This window comes from Pseudomonas sp. RC10 (genome assembly GCF_038397775.1).
Classification (GTDB): Bacteria; Pseudomonadota; Gammaproteobacteria; order Pseudomonadales; family Pseudomonadaceae; genus Aquipseudomonas; species Aquipseudomonas bambusae.
Genome location: NZ_CP151650.1, coordinates 5,645,495 through 5,666,082 on the forward strand (window position 1 = coordinate 5,645,495; position 20,588 = coordinate 5,666,082).

Annotated in this window: 19 protein-coding genes and 1 pseudogene; 6 read left to right on the plus strand and 14 right to left on the minus strand. The window is 60.2% G+C overall.

Annotated elements, in window-relative coordinates:
* The first annotated feature begins 33 nt into the window (after window positions 1–33).
* The gene (locus AAEO81_RS25545) at window positions 34–996 is read left to right on the plus strand and encodes a GlxA family transcriptional regulator (RefSeq protein ID WP_166593696.1); all 963 of its coding nucleotides are present in this window, start codon (window positions 34–36) and stop codon (window positions 994–996) included.
* Window positions 997–1,097: 101 nt separating this feature from the next.
* On the opposite strand, the gene AAEO81_RS25550 is transcribed toward AAEO81_RS25545, so the two are convergent.
* From AAEO81_RS25550 to AAEO81_RS25580, 7 genes are all read right to left on the minus strand, one after another.
* Window positions 1,098–1,334, minus strand: a complete 237-nt coding sequence (locus tag AAEO81_RS25550) for a hypothetical protein (RefSeq protein WP_166593697.1) — start codon at window positions 1,332–1,334, stop codon at window positions 1,098–1,100.
* Between the two features lie 106 nt (window positions 1,335–1,440).
* Entirely contained in the window at window positions 1,441–2,442 is a 1,002-nt protein-coding gene (locus AAEO81_RS25555; RefSeq protein ID WP_341959761.1) for a fimbrial protein, read from the minus strand.
* Window positions 2,436–3,212 carry a molecular chaperone gene (locus AAEO81_RS25560; RefSeq protein ID WP_341959763.1) on the minus strand — a complete coding sequence of 259 codons (777 nt, stop codon included), beginning with the start codon at window positions 3,210–3,212 and terminating at the stop codon, window positions 2,436–2,438. The genes AAEO81_RS25555 and AAEO81_RS25560 overlap by 7 nt, the downstream gene beginning before the upstream one ends.
* Window positions 3,209–5,644 (minus strand): fimbria/pilus outer membrane usher protein, encoded by a 2,436-nt coding sequence (locus AAEO81_RS25565; RefSeq protein ID WP_341964618.1) that lies wholly within the window; start codon window positions 5,642–5,644, stop codon window positions 3,209–3,211. The genes AAEO81_RS25560 and AAEO81_RS25565 overlap by 4 nt, the downstream gene beginning before the upstream one ends.
* A 294-nt stretch (window positions 5,645–5,938) precedes the next feature.
* The gene (locus AAEO81_RS25570) at window positions 5,939–6,640 is read right to left on the minus strand and encodes a molecular chaperone (RefSeq protein ID WP_341959764.1); all 702 of its coding nucleotides are present in this window, start codon (window positions 6,638–6,640) and stop codon (window positions 5,939–5,941) included.
* A 115-nt stretch (window positions 6,641–6,755) separates the two neighbouring features.
* Window positions 6,756–7,340 carry a fimbrial protein gene (locus AAEO81_RS25575; protein ID WP_341959765.1) on the minus strand — a complete coding sequence of 195 codons (585 nt, stop codon included), beginning with the start codon at window positions 7,338–7,340 and terminating at the stop codon, window positions 6,756–6,758.
* Between the two features lie 334 nt (window positions 7,341–7,674).
* Window positions 7,675–7,905, minus strand: a complete 231-nt coding sequence (locus AAEO81_RS25580) for a hypothetical protein (RefSeq protein ID WP_341959767.1) — start codon at window positions 7,903–7,905, stop codon at window positions 7,675–7,677.
* A gap of 365 nt (window positions 7,906–8,270) precedes the next feature.
* Between AAEO81_RS25580 and AAEO81_RS25585 the strand changes: the two genes are divergently transcribed.
* From AAEO81_RS25585 to AAEO81_RS25600, 4 genes are read left to right on the plus strand one after another with little or no spacing between them, the layout of a single operon-like run.
* Window positions 8,271–9,443: an efflux RND transporter periplasmic adaptor subunit gene (locus AAEO81_RS25585; protein WP_341959769.1), complete on the plus strand. Its 1,173-nt coding sequence runs from the start codon at window positions 8,271–8,273 to the stop codon at window positions 9,441–9,443.
* Window positions 9,440–12,574 carry a multidrug efflux RND transporter permease subunit gene (locus AAEO81_RS25590; protein ID WP_341959770.1) on the plus strand — a complete coding sequence of 1,045 codons (3,135 nt, stop codon included), beginning with the start codon at window positions 9,440–9,442 and terminating at the stop codon, window positions 12,572–12,574. Before AAEO81_RS25585 ends, AAEO81_RS25590 begins: the two co-directional genes overlap by 4 nt.
* A 24-nt stretch (window positions 12,575–12,598) precedes the next feature.
* Window positions 12,599–13,276, plus strand: a complete 678-nt coding sequence (locus AAEO81_RS25595; protein ID WP_341959771.1) for a heavy metal response regulator transcription factor — start codon at window positions 12,599–12,601, stop codon at window positions 13,274–13,276.
* Window positions 13,266–14,630, plus strand: coding sequence for a heavy metal sensor histidine kinase (locus AAEO81_RS25600; protein WP_341959772.1), 1,365 nt, complete (start codon window positions 13,266–13,268; stop codon window positions 14,628–14,630). The genes AAEO81_RS25595 and AAEO81_RS25600 overlap by 11 nt, the downstream gene beginning before the upstream one ends.
* A gap of 332 nt (window positions 14,631–14,962) precedes the next feature.
* On the opposite strand, the gene AAEO81_RS25605 is transcribed toward AAEO81_RS25600, so the two are convergent.
* Window positions 14,963–15,388, minus strand: coding sequence for a hypothetical protein (locus tag AAEO81_RS25605; RefSeq protein ID WP_341959773.1), 426 nt, complete (start codon window positions 15,386–15,388; stop codon window positions 14,963–14,965).
* Between the two features lie 343 nt (window positions 15,389–15,731).
* Window positions 15,732–16,094 carry a zinc ribbon domain-containing protein YjdM gene (locus AAEO81_RS25610; protein WP_166593818.1) on the minus strand — a complete coding sequence of 121 codons (363 nt, stop codon included), beginning with the start codon at window positions 16,092–16,094 and terminating at the stop codon, window positions 15,732–15,734.
* A 133-nt stretch (window positions 16,095–16,227) separates the two neighbouring features.
* Between AAEO81_RS25610 and AAEO81_RS25615 the strand changes: the two genes are divergently transcribed.
* The gene (locus AAEO81_RS25615) at window positions 16,228–16,656 is read left to right on the plus strand and encodes a DUF1810 domain-containing protein (protein WP_341959775.1); all 429 of its coding nucleotides are present in this window, start codon (window positions 16,228–16,230) and stop codon (window positions 16,654–16,656) included.
* Between the two features lie 148 nt (window positions 16,657–16,804).
* Here the strand turns inward: AAEO81_RS25615 and AAEO81_RS25620 are convergent.
* From AAEO81_RS25620 to AAEO81_RS25640, 5 genes and pseudogenes are all read right to left on the minus strand, one after another.
* A pseudogene (locus AAEO81_RS25620) lies at window positions 16,805–17,680 on the minus strand (ZIP family metal transporter); the annotation flags it as partial.
* Window positions 17,681–17,706: 26 nt separating this feature from the next.
* Window positions 17,707–18,318 (minus strand): superoxide dismutase, encoded by a 612-nt coding sequence (locus AAEO81_RS25625; protein ID WP_341959777.1) that lies wholly within the window; start codon window positions 18,316–18,318, stop codon window positions 17,707–17,709.
* Between the two features lies 1 nt (window position 18,319).
* The gene (locus AAEO81_RS25630; protein WP_166593710.1) at window positions 18,320–18,781 is read right to left on the minus strand and encodes a hypothetical protein; all 462 of its coding nucleotides are present in this window, start codon (window positions 18,779–18,781) and stop codon (window positions 18,320–18,322) included.
* 38 nt (window positions 18,782–18,819) lie between these two features.
* Complete coding sequence (locus tag AAEO81_RS25635) at window positions 18,820–20,196, minus strand: class II fumarate hydratase (RefSeq protein WP_341959779.1); 1,377 nt, start codon at window positions 20,194–20,196, stop codon at window positions 18,820–18,822.
* Window positions 20,177–20,584: a FagA protein gene (locus AAEO81_RS25640; RefSeq protein WP_341959781.1), complete on the minus strand. Its 408-nt coding sequence runs from the start codon at window positions 20,582–20,584 to the stop codon at window positions 20,177–20,179. Before AAEO81_RS25640 ends, AAEO81_RS25635 begins: the two co-directional genes overlap by 20 nt.
* Window positions 20,585–20,588 lie beyond the last annotated feature (4 nt).

A 20,588-nucleotide genomic window follows, 5' to 3' on the forward strand; every position in this document is an offset into this window, starting at 1 on the left:
TTCATCCCTTTGCCGGGCGCCTGAGAGGCTTCGATGAAAAGCGTTGCGATTGTGCTGTTCCCCCATGTTCAGTCCCTGGATGTCGCAGGCCCGCTGGATGTGTTCGCCGAAGCCAATCGCTACGTCGCCAAAGGAGAGGGTTATCAGATCGTGACGATCGGCGCGGCGCCCTACCCCATCCTCGCCTCCAACGGCATGCCCCTCGGCGCGCAGTACGAGCTGGCCGATGCGCCGAAGCAATTCGACATCTTGTTGGTACCAGGCGGGCCGCTGTTACCCGAAAGTGCAGAAATGCCGCACATCACGGCCTGGCTGCATGAGGCAACGCCGCTGGCGGGTCGTTATGGCTCGATCTGCACCGGGGCTTTCATTCTCGGGCACGCCGGGTTGCTGGATGATAAACAGGCCGCGACCCATTGGAGCCATGCGCAGCAATTGGCCGATCTGTTTCCGAAAGCCAGGGTCGAGCCTGACCGGATTTACGTGCGAGACGGCAAGCTGATGACGTCGGCAGGGGTCACGGCGGGGATCGACATGGCGTTGGCGCTGGTGGCCGAAGATCACGGCCCGGCGATTTCGCTGGCGGTCGCCAAACGCTTGCTGGTCGTGGCCCAGCGTCAGGGAGGGCAATCGCAATTCAGCCCCTACCTGAATGCCTCGGCGGACGATGACACGCCGGTGGCGAAGATTCAGCGCTACGTGATGGAACATATCAGCGAACCGTTTTCAGTGGAGCGCTTGGCGGAGGTGGTGTCGATGAGCCCACGCAGCTTCGCTCGGGTGTTCGCCCGAGATGCGAAGGTCACCCCGGCCGAATTCGTGCAACGCGCCCGCATCGACGCCGCCCGGCACCTGCTGGAAGGCAGCGAAATGGTGATCAAGGCCGTGGCGTATCACTGCGGATTCGGCAGCGCTGCCCGCATGCGGTTGATCTTCACCCAACGGTTGGGCGTGACGCCCACGCAGTATCGAGACAGTTTTCGTAAGGAAGGCTAGAGGCATCGTTGGCTAACGGTCGGTACAACCGACACACCTCCAGCGCCTGGCCTATTTTTCGCGAATAAATTCGCTCCTACAGTTAAGCCAGCGTCAAGCGATCAGCGCTTGCCCATCGAGCGACGAGTGCCTGAGGGGGCAGCACCAGGGCGTTTGTCGTGGTTCGATTTGCCCGAGCCTTTGTAGTGCGACGGGTTTTTCTTCGCCTGCAACAGCTCTGCTGGTTTGAACGGAAAGCCGAAGGCAGGAATGGCCGGCTTTTTCTCGCCGGATTCGGCTTGAACATCGACAGATTCGTCAGCGACTTCGGGAGCTGGCGTGTGTTCGGGGGTGGTCATGGAAGCTCCGTGAGCGCTGGACGGTCGATGGGCAAACAGGCGTTGCCCGCAGGCCCCGCAGCATACCTGAATCCCCTTTCGACCGCCCGTGCCAACCGAGCAACGGCTACTTGTAAAACAGGTCCACGAACACCTCTGCAGCGAATGGACCTGGGGTCGGGGTGTTGGTCTGCCATACCAGTTCGGCGTTGAAATCGGCGGTACCGGAATACATACCATCGAGCAGATCGATGATGTGAAACGGCTCGTTGAACCGAATCGGTTGGTGGGCTGGTGCATGGGTCACACGGATTCCAATGCTGTCGTTGCTGACTGGCACCAGCACGTCGCCCGCCAGCGTGCCGGACACAGGGGTGAAGCGCGCATTCAGGCTGAACGGTGAATCGCAGGTGCGGCTCGTCGCCAGCGCAAACCGCTGAAAAGTCGCCACCTCCCCTACACGCACGTTCTTGATGGGCACTGTGCCGAAATCGACGGTTTCCGGCAGCACTCGCAGCTCGGCATCACAGGCCACGAACCGCAGGCCCATCAAATTGTTGATGACGTAATTGAGGTTGTTGTCCGGCACCGGGCTCATGCCATTGCCGCTGTCGACCTGGAACATGCGGTAGTCGAGCAAGTCACTGGCCGATCCGGACGGCGGCGTCGGCCCGTACTTCTGAATGAATACCGAAAACGGCAGATTGAAACTGACCCTTGGACAGGCTGCGACATTCCCCATTCCCTCGGTGCAAGCCGGAAGCACGTGCTGCGTGGGAATTCGCCCGTTGTTTTGCAGGTAATCGATACCGTTGAGGGTCAGCCCCGCACGGATCCCTTCGCCGATCTGAACGTTCTCGGGATTCAGATACAGCACCACGTCTTCCGCAGGGCCGGACGCTTCGCGGGCGCATTCGATTGCTGCGTTCAAGCGCTCCGAACGCCAGACAACGCTGCCATCAGGCAACGTTGCGGGAATGGCAACGCTGCTGCTGAGATCGGCACGTATCACCGTTTCACCCGACCCCTGGGTCTTGCAGGTCATGGCCATGCCGGTCGCAGGCATGAGCAGGACACTCAAAAAAACCGGACACCAGCGTGAGAAAGAAAAAGTCGTCATGTTCAGCATTTCTCGTTGAGTAGAGGGGGCTCAGAGCTGCGACCGGACGTGATATGCAGTCGAGCCATAAACGGTTCCGAGTCCTGCGACAGGGCCGAAAAGTCGCGCTGTCCGCCGTAATCGGTGAGTGCCTTGAAGTGCAGGCAGCCCGTTCCGACAGCCCGTTTCAGCCCCTCCGGCAAGCGAAGTGAACGCTCTGAAAACGGTTCGAGCAGGAGGTCTTCCTGAATCTCGACCCCGCCGAAAGTAATCTTCAGCAGCGCGGCATGGAACGCCGTCGGATTGCGTACGTGAAGGACGTCGGAATCTTGCATGCTCCGTTGCCAGCGAAGGCTTTGCGGCACGTCGGCGGGTTCGCCATCAAGGCCTTTTGGCCGATAGAACACGTTGATGCGCTGACGCACCGCGATGGTCATTTGCTGCGGTGCATGGCTACGACGGGGCACTTCCAGCACATACAGGTGAAGCAGGGATTCGCGATCTTGCGGCATGCCGACACCCTCATAAAGCACCCGAAAAGTCTGTCGCCCTTGCGCAATAATCTGTGCCAGATGGGGGGTCAGTACGAACGGCAGATCCCCGGGTGTTGCCTGATCGGCTTTTGGGTTTTCGATCCAGGCCTGAATCAATACCGGACCGCTGCCGGGATTGCTGACGTCAAGCGTCGCTTCCCGAAACCGGCCATCGAACACCAGCCGCGTCCCGCCCAATGACACGACCGCCTGCGCTTCACGGCCGACCAGCAGTGCGATGAAACAGATCATGGTCGCCCGTTTCATCGGCACGTCACCGTGATGCGGTCGTAGGTGCGCTGAGGGTCTCGCGGCGGCAAATCGAAAGGCGCCCGACAGTGCTGATCGGACCATTTGACCATCAACTCGCCACTGTCCTGCTCGCTCAGCACCAAGGCGCGGCTGGTGGGGTCAACCGCTGCAAGCAGCTTACCGTGGCCGTCTTCAACCACCGCGCCGAGCGGCACGCGGCTGCCGTCTTCGCGCACCAGTTCGAACTGCACCCGTCGCCCGACCTGTGCCTGGAACTTCACCACTGGCACCGCTCCCCGGCGTGGAATGACCTGCGTCACCGGATTTTCGAGTTCCACATCAGCGCCCAACTGTCGCGTATCCAGACTGACCCAATTGGCCCGATACGGCTGGGTGTAAGGCAACACCGCATAGCCATTGCCGGCTGTTTCGATGTGGCTGTAATTGCTCAGCCGCGCGCCCGCGACGTCCTTCACCTGTACCAGCGCGAAGGTTTCACCCAACGGCTGGCCGAGGTTCACGCCACCGGCATGGGCGACCACTGACCCCGCCGCACCGACGTTGAATGCCCGATAGTCGCGCCCTTGGCCGTAGCCAACATCGAAACGGCCGAACGGTGTGGTGGTGTTGATCTTGCCGGACCCGGACGCCCCTGAACGACTGTCTTGCCCGGCCTGTACCGAATAGAACGTGCTGCGATCATCGAAGACTTGGCCATTGAGACCGGCCTGCATGTCGTGGTCGCCGACGCTGTCGCGGACGGCATTGAAAAAAGCCCGCGAAGACGACGGGCCGTTCCCCAACGGCAAGCTGAGCGTCAGGGCAATGCGGTTGTCCGACTGCCGCTGGCCGTCAGTCAGAAAGGTCTGATTGCGTTCTACAGAAATGCCGTAGCTGAGGCTGCGCCAGGCTGCGTTCCATGTCAGGTAAAACTGTCGCGTCTTGCCCGTCGAGTCCCAGTAGCGTTGTTCAGAACCCGTAAAGCTCAACGACGCAGACTGTTCCGGCAGCGCCTGCGTGAGGTTGAATTCAAGACGATCTTTGGCGCGCCCGTACCGCGTACCGTTCAAGGCTTGGCGCTCCTCGACATGCTCGTCAAACGTGCGATACCGGTCGGTGGAATAGCGATAACCGGCGACGGCCAGCGTCGTGTTGGTCAGGTCCAGCGTGTTGGCATAACGCACCCGCACGCTTTGCCCGGTGTGGGTTTCACGCGCCTGCTCGCTGACGGATTGAGTCACGTCCAGCGACACCGCACCGACGCCTGTGTTAACCCCTGCGCCGATGTTTCCTGCCCGAAAATCTTCGGCGACCTGCGTGCCTCCCGCCACCGTCATGCGCTCGGTCAGACCGTAGATCAGCGTCGCGCTGGTGAAGGTCGGTGATTCGCCTGACTCGTCGTGGCTGTCGTAGCTCCCCGCTGCGAGGCTGTAACGCAATGCCCCCTTGGGCACCATAATCGGCAACGACGCATAGGCCTGTACGAAAACGCGCTTGCGCCCGTCGGCCTCAACCACAGTGATTTCCAGATCGCCATTTGAGCCGCTGGGGTAGATATCCGAGATTTCGAACGGCCCCGGCGACACGTTGCCGCTGTAGAGCATGAAGCCGTTCTGGCGCACTTCGACTGTCGCGTTGGTCTCGGCAATGCCCCGAATAACCGGGGCGTACACCCGCTCGCTATCGGGCAGCATGCCGTCATCGGAGGCCAGCATCGCGCCCACGAACCGTACGCTGTCGAAGATCTGGGACTCCGTGAACGTTTCACCCAAGGTCAGTTGACTCTTGAGCGCTGTCACGTCTCGCTGAAGAAAGCTCCGGTTGCTGCGAAAGCGATAAGGCTGAGCATCGCCGTAGACCAGCGATGATTCGTTGCGCAATCGCCAGGCACCCAGGTTCAGCCCATTACGCAGGCCGAGATAATACTGATCCTGCGTCTGACCGCCCCGCGTACGACGGGCGCCGCTGAAGGTGTAATTGACGAACGCTGCCGTCTCGCCCTCGTCCCACAACTCCGGAGCCACATAGCCCCGCACGCTGCGCAACATCATGGCTTGGGGAATGCTGATGTTCAGTCGCAGGCTGGTGGGCTGGTATTCCACATGGGCGAACTGGACCTTGGCAGCCAGATCGAAGCAGCGGTCAGGCGCGTTGTCCGCGCTGCTCAACCCCGAGGTGTCCATGCCGAACTGTTGGAGCATCTCCAAGGTCAGGCAGGCCTCTATCGCGCCGGTTGCCGGATTCGCCACAAAAGGGATGTCGCGCCGCCCACTCAAGGCCCGGTTGACGTAAATGTCGACCCTGTACGTTCCCGGCACCACGCTGTTGCCTTGAAGGAAGGTCTCCAGGTCGGCGGGCTGATCGGTTCCCTGAATGAAAGCCGTGTTGAATTTCACCGTTGACGGGGGCGAAACGGACGTGGCGCTATCGCTGCCGCCTTCAGTCATCGCCACGACACTGGTGCTCACCATCCACGCAAGAGCGGCACTGACGCAAGTCGCCAGTGGAGAGCGCTCCGTCGGGATGCGCAATGTACTGGCAGGCCTTCGTTCGTCGGGTAGAGCGGGTTTCGAACTACGTTTCTGGGTGTTGTTGTCTCGCCGTTCCATTAGCTGATTTCACTCGTACTCTGAGTGTCGATGCACCTGTGGAATCCTTTCTCACAGGCGTGCGACGCTGAAGCCGGATGTGTTTCCGGCTAAAAAGTGGGGCAACGAAAATCCCGACTGGCGTGGCGGTGGCTAGTCGGGCCGTGATTCTGCCTTTGTGGCTTGAGTGTTCCGTTCAGTCGTCACCTGCGCGCGGTAACGCTCTTGTCCACCGAAATCGTTGATGCTGATGAACGCCAGGTCCAACGGGGCCTGCCGACTGATCACCTTCAATGGCCATTGCATATGGGCTTTGGGCGCCAGCATTCGACTGTCCTCCTGAAAGACCACTTGCCCGCGATGGCTCGCCGAGAGCTTGATCATCGACACGTGGTAAGGGCCGGGATTGACGACTTCGAGTTGCCCATCGCGCACCTGCCATTGCAGGGTCTGCGCAGCCTGCAGCGGGTCTTCGGTCAGCCCCTGAGGGCGGTAGAACAGCTTGATTCGCTGCCGAATCGCGATCTGCAATTCGTTTTCGCGCGCAGTCTGTGGAATCTCCTGAACGTTGAGCCACAGCACCGATTCCCGGTCGGTAGGCAGGCCTTCTCCGGCATAGATAATCCGGATCAGCTGCTTGGCATTACCGGCCATTCTGGCCAGCGCAGGGGTGATCGCGAACAAAGGGTGGCTGGCGGCCGGACTCTCGTTGTCAGCCTCAAGCCATGACTGCGCGAGAATTTCTGACGTGCCGGTGTTGTGGACCTGCAAGCTGACTTCTTTGTCTGTCGCCGGATAGATGACGCGCGTGGTGTTCAACACGATGCCAGCCTGTGCCTGAATCGCCAGCGTCATGGTGAACGCCGCGCACAGCCACACTGTGGGACGCCTCAAAAAATAAGAAAACATGAGGGAGCGGTCTCTCAATCGGAGGGTGGCGGGGCCAGCAAAGCTCGCCCCGCCTGTTGCATCACTGATAATCCATCACGAAAGGCAGGAAGCCGTCCGCATTACCAGGGTTGGTGGCCGCACCATTCAGCACGTACACCGCACCGAAGTTGAGTTCGGCAGTAGCGCCGCCCGCACCATCCTGCACCAGCGGTGCATCAATGGTTTCGTTGCCGCTCAGGTCCATCAGTTGATAGGACGAATTCAGCAGACCGATGCCCACACCGTCGGCCGCACCGGTGGCGCGCAGCAGTTTCTGATCGAGGTTATCCAGGCCGCTGCCTTGCCGAGCGACGAAGCGCATGTCCACGGTGTTGTATTGCGCGGCGCCGCCGGTGCAATTGACCAGCAATTGAATCGGCGACGCGGTTTCCAGTTTGTTGTCGGCGAACCGGCCGATTTCGGAGAACGAGACGTTGCCCATATCGACATTGATTTCGCCCGGATTGGTGCCAGGGCTTGCGCCCGTGCCAGCACCGACGTCACAGGTGATGTCGGTGAGGGTGCCGCTGAACACCAGCTTGCCATTGTTCGCTGCGTTTGCACTGCCCACAGCGCCCAAGCCCATTGCGGCCACGATAGCCAGAGAAAGAGAGATCTTTTTCATGTTAACGACGTTCCTTGTGTCAATTCGTGTGTGCCCAAGAGGACGACGAGAACTATAAGGGCGTCGCTCAAAGCCGGATGTCAGGTTATCTACCTCGAACTTGCAGAAATGACAGTGCAGCGTGCCAGACATTTCTGTAGGACATGACAGATAGAACGTACAGCCCCCGGACGGCGTGGCCTGTAGCGAAGTCGCGCTAAAAAAAGGTGGGCCGATCTTTGCAGGAGGGTTGTAAGGAAATGTCGTCATTGGCAACGGACAGACATAAAAAACCGCCCCGAGCCGGATTGACTGGGACGGTCGTTTGCGCTCGACGCGGAGCGAGGTCGGGGCGCTATTGGTAGGTCAGGGTCACGATGCCGCTGTGTGCGCCGACCAACACCGAGGTGCGTTCGGCATACGCCAGAGACACGGGCACTGCAGAGCCTTCGCAGGCATCATCGTGGTCGGCCAGGCCCAATGTCAGGCTGGCGTTCACTTTCAAGGACTTCAGGCCATGCAATTGGCCCGGAACGGTGAACACTTTGGCGTCACATCCTGCGTTAACGAGTTGTCCGTGAAACATGAGGGCACTTCCTTGTGCCGAGGCTGCCGACCCTGTCAGCAAGGAAACCCCGATCAATGCGATTGAAAAAAACGTCGAAACTGTCTTTTTACCTTTCATCGCCACACTCCGAAGTGATGTCCCACCTATCACAGTTAAGTCGAGTCAGAGACAATCGACCAACGTTAGGGCACTTGTTTGTAGGAATTTTCGCATCCCTCTCCATGGTATCGCCAGGTTGCGCCCTTTCTTGACGCCACTTCATGCTCCGCCCTTATTTAGCTGACAATATTGACAGGTAGCAGTCATTTTGCTGACCGGGTCGAAGGTTTATAAGGAAGCTGTCAATTGTCCGCCCCTCACCTTTTCGCTGGCGTTATATCTGTATGCCCAAAAACAAGAAATCTGTGCTAGCCGTTGCTGCTCTTGCTGTCGTGATTGCGGCTGGCGTCTGGGTGGTCAAGCGTCCCACAGAGAAAAAAGTCAGCGCGCCCGCCGCAGTGCCTGTTCAAGTCATCCACGTGGTCAAGCAGGATGTGCCGCGCTACGTCACTGGCATCGGGTCGGTACTCTCGCTGCAGAGCGTGGTGATTCGCACTCAGGTGGACGGCATCCTGACCCGGCTGGCCGTGAAGGAAGGGCAACAGGTCAAGACCGGCGACTTGCTGGCGACCATCGACGACCGATCCATCCGCGCGGCCCTCGAACAGGCCAAGGCGCAGTTGGCCCAAGGCCAGGCGCAGCTGGACGTCGCTGAAGTAGACCTCAAGCGCTACAAGCTGCTCACCGTTGATAACAGCATTTCCAAGCAGCAATTCGATCAGCAGCAGGCGTTGGTCAACCAGCTGAAAGCGACGGTTCAGGGGAATCAGGCCTCGATCAACGCCTCGCAGGTTCAACTGTCTTACACGCAGATTCGCTCCCCGGTGACCGGCCGCGTCGGCATTCGCAACGTCGATGAAGGCAATTTCCTGCGCGTCAGTGACGCCGTCGGTCTGTTCTCGGTGACCCAGATCGATCCGGTGTCGGTGGAGTTCTCATTGCCCCAACAAATGCTCCCGACCCTGCACGACTTGCTGGCGTCCGCCGACCCGGCCAAGGTCAACGCCTACATGGGGGAAGGCGCGACCGGTACTTTGCTCGGTGAGGGCAAGCTCACGTTGATTGACAACCAAGTCGCTGCCACGACGGGCACCATTCGCGCCAAGGCCGTCTTCGAGAACGGGGCCGAAAAACTGTGGCCCGGCCAGTTGGTCACTGTGCGCATTCAGACTGCGATCGATCGCGACGCGTTGAAAGTCCCGCCACAAGTGGTGCAGCGCGGCATCGACCAGCATTATGTCTACCGGGTCAAGGGCGATACCGTCGAAGTGATCCCGGTTAAAGTGCTGTATCAAGACAGCGACCTGACCTTGATCAGCGGTGTGAGCGCCGGTGACGTGCTGATCAGCGACGGCCAGTCGCGGCTCAAGAACGGTTCGCACATTGAAATCGTCAAAGCACAAGCGGTGGACACCTTGGCCGACGCCGCCACAGGCGCGTCTGGAGCCGCGAAATGAATGGCCACGGTTCGATCTCCGCCTGGTGCGTAAATCACCCGATTGCCACGGTTTTGCTGACGTTCGCGCTGGTCCTGCTCGGCTGCATCGCCTTCCCTCGCCTGCCCGTGGCGCCGTTGCCGGAAGCCGAATTCCCGACGATCCAGGTCTCGGCCACGCTGCCCGGCGCCAGCCCGGAAACCATGGCGTCGTCAGTCGCCACGCCTCTCGAAGTGCAGTTCAGCGCCATCCCGGGCATGACGCAAATGACGTCGAGCAGCGCTTTGGGCTCCACCAACCTGACCCTGCAATTCGTGCTGAACAAGAGCATCGACACCGCCGCACAGGAAGTACAAGCCGCGATCAATACCGCATCGGGCCGGTTGCCCAAGGACCTGCCCACCGCCCCGACCTGGCGTAAGGTCAACCCGGCGGACAGCCCGGTGCTGATCCTGAGCGTCAGTTCAAATCTGATGCCTGCCACTGAGCTGAGCGACGTCACCGAATCCCTTCTCGCCCGTCAGTTGAGTCAGATCAACGGCGTAGGCCAAGTCGCGATCACCGGCCAGCGTCGCCCCGCGATTCGCGTACAGGCGTCTTCCGACAAGCTCGCTTCCATCGGCCTGACCCTGGCCGACCTGCGCGGTGCGCTGCAACAGACCAGCCTGAACCTGGCGAAAGGCGCGCTGTACGGCAAGGACAACGTGTCGACCCTTGCGTCCAACGACCAGCTGTTTCGGGCCAAGGATTACGACCAACTGATCGTTTCCTACAAGGACGGCGCCCCAGTTCACCTGCGAGACGTGGCAAAAGTCATCGACGGTTCGGAAAACGCTTACGTCAACGCGTGGTCCGGGGATCAGCAAGGCGTGAACATCGTGGTCTTCCGCCAGCCCGGCGCCAACATCGTCGAGACCGTAGACCGGGTGTTGGGCGAGTTGCCGCGCTTGCAGGAAATGCTCCCGGCGTCGGTGGATGTCACCGTACTCAGCGACCGCACCAAGACCATCCGCGCCTCGCTGCACGAAGTGGAAATGACCCTGCTGATCGCCATCGTGTTGGTGATCGCGGTGATGGCGCTGTTCCTGCGCCAACTCTCGGCGACGCTGATCGTCACCGCTGTGCTCGGCGTGTCGCTGGTCGCCAGTTTTGCCCTGATGTACGTCCTGGGCTTCAGCCTTAACAACCTGACACTGGTGGCGATTGTGGTGGCCGTGGGGTTTGTAGTGGACGACGCCATCGTGGTGGTGGAGAACATTCACCGACACCTCGAAGCGGGCGAAAGCATGCGCGAGGCGGCGATCAAAGGCGCGGGCGAGATCGGCTTTACCGTCGTGTCGATCAGCTTCTCGCTGATTGCGGCGTTCATCCCGCTGCTGTTCATGGGCGGTGTGGTCGGGCGGCTGTTCAAGGAGTTCGCACTGACGGCGACGTCGACCATTCTGATTTCGGTGATGGTCTCGCTGACGCTGGCTCCCACACTGGCTGCGTTGTTCATGCGCGCCCCGAAACACGACGCTCACGCCAACCCCGGTTTCGGCGAGCGCCTGCTGGCGCATTATGCGCGTGGCGTGCGTTATGCCCTCGCCCACCAGCGCCTGATGCTGAGCATCTTCGGCCTGACCCTGGGCTTGGCCGTCGCCGGTTATGTGCTGATTCCCAAGGGCTTCTTTCCGGTACAGGACACCGGCATGGTGCTCGGTACCAGTGAGGCGGCGGCGGACATTTCTTACCCGGATATGGTGGAGAAACATAAACAGCTGGCGAAAATCATCGGCGCAGACCCAGCGGTCAAAGCCTTCTCGCACTCGGTCGGGGTGAGCGGCAGCAACCAGACCATCGCCAACGGTCGGGTCTGGATCGCGTTGAAAGACCGTGAAGACCGCGATGTGTCCGCCAGTGAGTTCATCGACCGCATCCGACCGAAACTGGCGAAGATCCCGGGGATCGTGCTTTACCTGCGCGCAGGCCAGGACATCAACCTCAGCTCAGGTCCGAGCCGGGCGCAGTACCAATACGTCCTCAAGAGCAACAATGGCGCGCTGCTGAACGAGTGGACGCAAAAGCTCACTGAAAAGCTGAAAACGATCCCGGCCTTCCGCGACCTGTCCAACGACTTGCAATTGGGCGGTAGCGTCACCCATCTGGACATCGACCGCAGCGCCGCCGCGCGTTTCGGGCTGACCACGGCGGACGTCGACCAGGCGCTGTACGACGCGTTCGGTCAGCGACAGATCAACGAATACCAGACTGACATCAACCAATACAAAGTCATTCTCGAACTCGACCCGTCGCAGCGCGGCAAAGCCGAGAGCCTGAATTACTTTTACCTGCGCTCGCCGCTGACCAACGAGATGGTGCCGCTGTCGGCGCTGGCCAAGGTGGGCGCGCCGAAGATGGGCCCGCTGTCGATCAGCCACGACGGCATGTTCCCGGCGGCGAACCTGTCGTTCAACCTGTCGGCGGGCGTCGCCTTGGGTGATGCCGTGCAGTTGCTCGACCAGGCGAAAAACGAGATCGGCATGCCGTCTTCGATCATCGGCAATTTCCAGGGCGCGGCTCAGGCGTTCCAGAGTTCGCTGGCCAACCAGCCGTGGCTGATTCTGGCGGCGCTGGTCGCGGTGTACATCATTCTTGGCGTGCTGTACGAGAGCTTCGTCCACCCGTTGACGATCATTTCCACCCTGCCTTCGGCGGGGATTGGCGCGCTGTTGCTACTGTGGCTGATGGGTCAGGACTTCTCGATCATGGGCTTGATCGGCATCGTCCTGCTGATCGGCATCGTCAAGAAAAACGGCATTCTGCTGGTGGACTTCGCGCTGGAGGGGCAACGTCATCGTGGCCTGTCGCCTGAAGACGCAATCTATGAAGCCTGCGTGACGCGTTTCCGGCCCATCATCATGACCACGTTGGCGGCGCTGCTCGGTGCCCTGCCGCTGATGCTCGGCTATGGTGTGGGTGCAGAACTGCGTCAGCCGTTGGGCATCGCGGTTGTCGGCGGTTTGCTGGTGAGCCAGGCGCTGACGCTGTTCACCACGCCAGTCATTTACCTGCAACTGGAACGAATCTTTCATCGCAGGCATCCGACCGTGACACCGACTGCACCCGTAACGAACAAGAAAACTGCGGCCCTACTCGCTACTGAAAAGTAAGCACACAAGAAGTGAGAGTGGACCATGCGTGTCCTGATTATCGAAGACGAAGAAAAAACCGCCGACTACCTGCATCGGGGCCTGACCGAACAGGGCTACACCACCGACGTTGCCCGGGAGGGCATCGAGGGTCTGCATCTGGCGCTGGAGAGCGATTACGCGGTCATCATTCTCGACGTCATGTTGCCGGGGCTGGACGGCTATGGCGTGCTGCGGGCGTTGCGGGCGCGCAAGCAGACGCCGGTGATCATGCTCACGGCCCGGGAAAACGTCGACGACCGTATTCGTGGCCTGCGCGAAGGGGCTGATGACTATCTGGGCAAACCCTTTTCCTTTCTGGAACTGGTAGCGCGCCTGCAGGCCCTGACCCGTCGCAGTGGCGGCCATGAGCCGGTGCAGATCAGCATCGCCGACCTGTGGATCGACTTGATCAGCCGCAAGGCCACACGTTCCGGCTCACGGCTGGACCTGACCGCCAAGGAATTCTCGCTGCTGAGCGTGCTGGCTCGCCGCCAGGGGCAAATCCTCTCCAAGACCTCAATTGCGGAGATGGTCTGGGACATCAATTTCGACAGCGACGCCAACGTTGTCGAAGTCGCGATCAAACGCCTGCGTGCCAAGCTCGACGGGTCGTTCGAACAGAAACTGCTGCACACCATTCGTGGCATGGGTTATGTCTTGGAGAGCCGTCGTGGCGAGTAACTCCATCGCCCTGCGCCTGAGCGGCATGTTCGCGCTAGTGGCGCTATTGGTGTTTCTACTCATCGGCTGGGCGTTGTACCTGCAAGTGGACAAGGGCCTGGGCCTGTTGCCCGAAGCCGAGGTGGATGCGCGCTACAGCGTTCTGGAATCGGCGGTTCAGCGCTACGGCACGCCTGAGCACTGGGTGAAGATCAACGCCAAACTCAAACTGCTCAGTGAAGAAGACAAACGCCTGCGTTTCTGGGTCGTCAGCGACAACCCCACCTACGAATTCGGCAACCCCGACGCCGAGATTCGCGCCTTCGCCAAAGGGCCGTTGGGCATGCGCGACCTGAACCTGGGCGGCCACGACTACCCGTTCAAAGTCCTCGTCAGCGAATTTCCCGCCAAGGACCAACGCCCTCCCCTGCGCTTTTTGACCGCCATCGACACCGAGACGTTTTGGCAGACTCAGCATTCGCTGCTGATCGCCTTGATCAGCCTTGCCGCCATCGGCATTGTCCTGGCTTCGGCGCTGGGTTATTGGGTGGCGCGCATTGGCCTGAAACCTTTGCTCAATCTGTCGCTGGAAGCCCGAAAACTCGCGCCGCCCCGGCTGTCTGGTCGTCTGCAACTCTCATCACTTCCCCCAGAGTTGGACCAATTCGTGGCCTCGTTCAACTCGACGCTGGAACGGGTCGAGCAGGCGTATTCGCGACTGGAATCCTTCAACGCTGACGTGGCCCATGAACTGCGTTCACCGCTGACCAACCTGATTGGCCAGACCCAAGTGGCGCTGACCCGTGGGCGATCCGCCGAGCATTACTTCGAAGTGCTGCAATCCAACCTCGAAGAACTGGAGCGGCTGCGTTCGATCATCAACGACATGCTGTTCCTCGCCAGTGCCGATCAGGGCAGCAGGGCCACCGAACTGACCGAAGCGTCGCTGGCGGAAGAAGTGGCGACGACGCTGGATTATCTGGACTTCATCCTCGAAGACGCCCAGGTGCAGGTTCAGGTCCGTGGTGACGCCAGCGCCCCCATCGAAAAAGCCCATCTGCGCCGCGCGATGATCAACCTGCTGCACAACGCCGTGCAACACACCTCACCGGGGCACGTCATTCACGTGGACATTCTGGATGAGGGCGATCACGTCAGCATCGGCGTGACCAACCCTGGCGCGCAGATTTCAGGGGAGCATTTGCCGAAACTGTTCGAGCGTTTTTACCGGGTCGATGCGTCACGCAGCAACAGCGGCGCGAATCATGGATTGGGGCTGGCCATCGTCAAAGCCATTGCGTTGATGCATGGCGGCACCGTGTTCGCACGCAGTGAGCGAGGCGAGAATACGTTCGGGATAAATTTGCCGTGCTGAGGACCGGGCGCGTCACGGCCTGAAGTGCATCTCTGTGGGAGCGAATTCATTGGATACGGTGGAGCAATGGACACATCTCCATCGCCAGAACCCTTCTTCGCGAATGAATTAGCTCCCACAGAGTTAAACGTCGGCCGAGAGGTCAGCCTTTTTGCCGCACCTGGATTGTTTGCATCGGCTCAACTCACGCTTGATACGGAAATTATCTCGTGCCAACAACACGATCATGACCGCGCTTAGCACGTGAATAGCCTCCTGTCCCAGGTAATGCCAGAACCCCCACGCAGCCAATGCGATGACAGCTGCAGCGATCGGCAGCGCGAATGACCGGATCACGCCACACGCCCGCGAAACCGGTACTGATTCCTTTCAGGAACATCGGATCGGTAGATGCCTGGATAGGTATATAGGCACTGTCTCAACCAGTCGACTTGGAGGTTGTGGCGTTGGGCAGTGAAAAGCACATCCGTCATTGTCGCACCGTTGCCAAGTACTCTGCCGGTGGCAACGGCAATGCTGCCAATGACCGTTCCCACGTAAAAGGCAGCTGAACATGCACCTACGATCGCAAGTTGCTCCAGCTTGGTTCCCGCTCGCAGTAGTTCTCCAATCGTCACGTGTTTCCCAAATTTGTCTATCTGGCTGAGAAGCGTAGTGGCCGTTGCGACCGCGCTTGTGACCGAACTGAAAAGGGTCTGAGGTGCAGGCAGCCCCATGCTCTCCATGTTCTCCTTGAAGTACTGATAAAAACTCGACATGAAAAAAAACCATCACCATAAACGCCAATCCAGTGCTAAAGACTGCACTCGTTTTTTGGGCACTTGTCTGGGAACGGTCTGTTGGATCTGTGGGAAATATCTGAAAAGAAGAGAGGTTATTGCGCTCATGCATGGCGGCACGGTGTTCGCACGCAGTGAGCGGGGAGAGAATACGTTCGGGATGAATTTGCCGTGCTGAGGACCGGGTGCATCACGGCCTGAGGTGCATCTCTGTGGGAGCGAATTCATTCGCGGTACGGTGGAACAACCGACACATCTGTATCGCCTGAACCCTTCTTCGCGAATGAATTCGCTCCCACAGAGTTAAACGTCGGCCGAGAGGTCAGCCTTTCTTGACGAACTCCGACTTCAGCTTCATCGCGCCGATGCCGTCGATCTTGCAATCGATGTCGTGGTCGCCGTCCACGAGGCGGATGTTCTTGACCTTGGTGCCGACCTTGACCACCAGCGACGAGCCTTTGACTTTCAGGTCCTTGATCACCGTGACGGTGTCGCCGTCCTGCAGCGTGTTGCCGACCGCATCCTTGATGATCTTCACGTCATCGCTCGCCTCAGCCGCGCCATCGGCGGACCACTCGTGAGCGCATTCCGGGCAGACGAGCTGGGTGCCGTCTTCGTAGGTGTATTCGGAATTGCATTTGGGGCACGGCGGTAAGCTCACGACGGTTCTCGCATCAGGAAAAATAGGCGCAGGATTATAAGGGTTTTTATTCACCTGCGGACAGTGGGGTTTTAATCGCCCGGAACCTTGCGCCTCACCGCAGTCATAAAGGTTATGCGCTGCCACCGGCGGCGCATCTGTTGCAGGAGGCTTCAACATGAACGACGAATACGATCTGCAGCGTTTTCTCGACGCACAGGAACCCCTTTTCGAGCGCGCTCTGTCGGAGCTGCGCAACGGGCGCAAGCGCAGTCACTGGATGTGGTTCATCTTTCCCCAATTGAAAGGGCTGGGTCACAGCGAGATGGCCCAGCGCTACGGCATTTCAGGGCGCGAAGAGGCGCTGGCGTATCTGCATCACCCTTGCCTGGGGGCACGTCTGGAAAGCTGCAGCCGCGCGGTGTTGCAGTGGAAGCACCGCAGTGCCACGGAGATCATGGGATCGCCGGATGACCTGAAACTGCGTTCGAGCATGTCGCTGTTTGCCAGCGTGGCGCCTGAGTACGGGGTGTTTCAGGAGGTGATCGAGGCGTTTTTTGGGGGTAAAGCGGATACAGCGACGGTGTCGCGACTTAACCCAGATTGACGCATGGCAATCACATTCCCCTGTGGGAGCGAATTCATTCGCGATACGTTGTTTCAGGCCCAACATTTCCATCGCCTCACAGATCATTCGCGAATGAGTTCGCCCCTACAGGAAGGCCGCGCGATGTTGACTCGTCGCTACGCCAACGCGTGTCCATCACCATCATCAGACAAAACCCGACCAGCAGCCCGAGGCTGGCGATTTTATCGTGTCCGTTGCGACGGGACTCGGGGATGATTTCGTGGGTCACCACCAGCAGCATCGCCCCGGCTGCCAAGGCCAGACCGATGGGCAGGAGCAACGCGGCGATTTCTACCAGCCACGCGCAGAGCACGGCGAACACCGGTTCGACCAGCCCCGACGCAGCGCCGATCAGAAAGGCATTCAAACGGGACATGCCCGCTGCTGCCAGAACCAGTGCGATGACCAGCCCTTCCGGGACGTCCTGCAAGGCGATGCCCATTGCCAGGCTGTCCGCGTGCGCCAGTCCGCCGCCCGCCGACACGCCCACCGCCATGCCTTCCGGGATGTTGTGGGCGATGATCGCAATGACGAACAGCCAGATGTTTGACGGGATGGCCGGTTTGTCCGCGACCTCCGACAGCTGCGGGCCGCGCGAGACCAGCGTGTCGACGATGAAAAGCCCGACCGCTCCGGCCAGAATCCCGCCGCTGACCAAAGCGCCCGCGCCCCACTGCGAAAACCCGAGACCTTGCGCCGCGCTCAAGCCCGGCACAATCAACGAAAAAGCGGTCGCCGCGAGCATGATGCCCGCGCCGAAACCGAGCAATCCGTCGGACACCGCCACCGGCATTCCACGAATCACCAACACTGGTACCGCACCGAGGGCGGTGCCCAGTGCGCACAGCGCCCCACCTTCCAGCGCCCTCAGCATGCGTGGTTCAAGGCTCAACCAGCTCAGTCCCTGGGCGATGAGCAGCCCTGTGCCGACCAGCAGCAACACCGAACCGATGGCCAGACGAAACAACCGTCCGCTGCTGAGGGTGAGTAAATCAGAAGGCATAGATCGTCTACTTCTCGTTATGGGAGTCAGGCCAAAGCCTGGGCGTAACGCTTGGCGACTTCGTCCCAATTCACGACGTTGTAAAACGCTGCGATGTATTCCGGGCGACGGTTCTGGTAACGCAGGTAGTAGGCGTGTTCCCAGACGTCCAGACCGAGGATCGGCGTGTTGCCGTTCATCAGTGGGCTGTCCTGGTTGCCACTGCTCTCAACGATCAGCTTCTTCTCCGGCGTGACGCTCAGCCAGGCCCAGCCGCTGCCGAAGCGGGTCAGTGCGGCTTTGGTGAAGGCTTCCTTGAAGGCGTCGATGCCGCCCAGTTGCTCATCGATGGCTTTGGCCAGCGCGCCACTTGGCAGACCGCCGCCTTTGGGGCTCATGACCTCCCAGAACAGCGAATGGTTCGCGTGACCGCCGCCCTGATTGATCACCGCCGGACGCAGTTTTTCCGGCAGTTGGCCGACGCTGGCGACCAGTTTCTCAATCGGCCATTCAGCGTATTCGGTGCCTTCGACGGCGGCGTTGAGGTTGTTGATGTAGGTCTGATGGTGCTTGGTGTAGTGGATTTCCATGGTTTGCGCATCGATGTGCGGCTCAAGGGCATCGTAGGCGTATGGCAAGGCAGGCAAGGTATACGGCATATCAATGGACTCCAAAAGACAAAGTGCCGGCGGCAGCGGCGTTGCGCTGTAGCGCCGAGCGTGAGTGTTCGCCGCTGCTGTTGAGCAGTCGGTGGGTGCGTGGGTATTCACCGTGTTCGCTGATGAAGCCCAACAGTTCGCTGTAGGTCTTGTTGCTGTGTCGGAACGCGGCCTGGCGCAATGCAGGCGTCAGGCGCGGGTTCTGGATTACGTGCAGCAAGCGTTGATGGGCCGAGCACAGGTATTCGGCGCTTTCTTCCGGCTGATTCAGGCTCAGGTGCAGATCGGCCAGGTTGTGATGGGAAATCACGAACGCGGCAACCGCCTCGTCAGGGTCTTTCCAGCGCTCCAGCAGCACTTGCGCCAGGGCCAGGGCTTGCAGATAGAGTTCGCGGGCGTCGACCAGATCGCCACGGTTGAAGCAGCTATTGCCTTTCAGAATGGTGCTTTTCCAATGCTCCATGGCGCGTCTCCTCGATCGCTGACGTGGGTGGTCGCAGGTCAGATGCCGCCTGCAGTGAGTTTTTCCGGGTTGAGCAGGGTTTCCAGCCGCGAGCGATCCAGATCGGTGTGCTCAAGCGCCACATCGATGATCGGACGGCCTTCCTTGTAGGCGGTCTTGGCGATTTCGGCGGCCTTCTGGTAACCGATGATCGGGTTCAGCGCGGTCACCAGAATCGGGTTGCGCGACAAGGCTTCCTTGAGCTTGGCCTCGTTGACCTTGAAGGTCGCGATGGCCTTGTCGGCCAACACGCGGCTGGCGTTGGCGAGCAGCTCAATACTTTCGAGCAAGTTGTGGGCGATGATCGGCAGCATCACGTTGAGCTCGAAGTTGCCCGACTGACCCGCCACAGTGATGGCCGCGTCGTTGCCAATCACTTGGGCAGCGACCATCGCGGTGGCTTCTGGAATCACCGGATTAACCTTGCCCGGCATGATCGACGACCCCGGCTGCAGCGCCTCCAATTCGATTTCGCCCAAGCCTGCAAGGGGGCCTGAGTTCATCCAGCGCAGGTCGTTGGCGATTTTCATCAGCGACACGGCGGTAGCTTTCAACTGGCCAGAGACCGCGACGGCGGTGTCCTGCGAGCCGATCAACGCGAACAGGTCCTTGCCCGGCACGAAACCGACGTTGCTCAGCCGGCTCAATTGCGTGGCGAAACGCGAGGCGAACTCCGGGTGCGCATTGATTCCGGTCCCCACGGCTGTGCCGCCCTGGGCCAGCGCTTGCAGGCTCGGCAGCAGGTTTTCGATGTGCTCGACGTTGGCCTTGATCTGCTGCGACCAGCCGTTCAGCACCTGGCTCATGCGCACGGGCATGGCGTCCATCAGGTGGGTGCGGCCGGTTTTGACGAACGGATGAACCTGCAGCGCTTTCTGTTCGGTGACCTGCACCAGATGCGCCAGTGCAGGCAGCAGCTGTTCGTGGATCGCCAACGCCGCGCTGACGTGGATGGTGGTCGGAATGATGTCGTTGCTGCTCTGACCACAGTTGACGTGGTCGTTGGCGTTCACCGGTTCGCCCAGCACACGGCTGGCGAGGGTCGCGATCACCTCGTTGGCATTCATGTTGGTGCTGGTGCCAGAGCCGGTCTGGAACACGTCCACCGGGAAATGCGCCATGAAGTCGCCCGCCAGCAGTTCTTGGCAAGCGGTGACGATGGCCTTGCTCTGGCCTTCGGAGATTTGCTTCAGCTCAAGGTTGGCCTGCGCGGCAGCGGCTTTGGCCAGCAGCAGCGCACGGACAAACTGGCGAGGCATGCGCAACTGACTGATCGGGAAGTTGTTCACCGCACGCTGGGTTTGCGCGCCATAGAGGGCGTCAGTCGGGACCTGCAACTCGCCCATGCTGTCGCGTTCAATACGGGTATTGCTCATCGGTAGATCCTTGCATCAGTTCAGCGAGAGAAATCGAGGGCTGCAACACGCAGGTCGCCAGTTGATGGGCGAACGCCTGCCAGCGTTGGCGTTGCGAGGAGGAATGCGCGAGGGCCTGCAAATCCCGCAACGGACGCCAAGCCTGATCCAGACACAGGCAGCGCCAGTGCCAAGGAAGAACCGTGTCGCGAGCAGTGTCGATCAGCAGTCGAAAGGCGCTTTCGGCGATCAGTACGCGTGGGGTGGCCGTGAAACGCGCGAGGTAGCGGCCTTCGGCGAGGTAATGCTCAATGGCCCGCGGCTCGTCGGGATGCAAGGCACAGCGAATCCGCAGACTCAGCGCACGCCAGTTTTCCAGATAGGGGGACTCGTGCAGAACTGTCGCCATGACC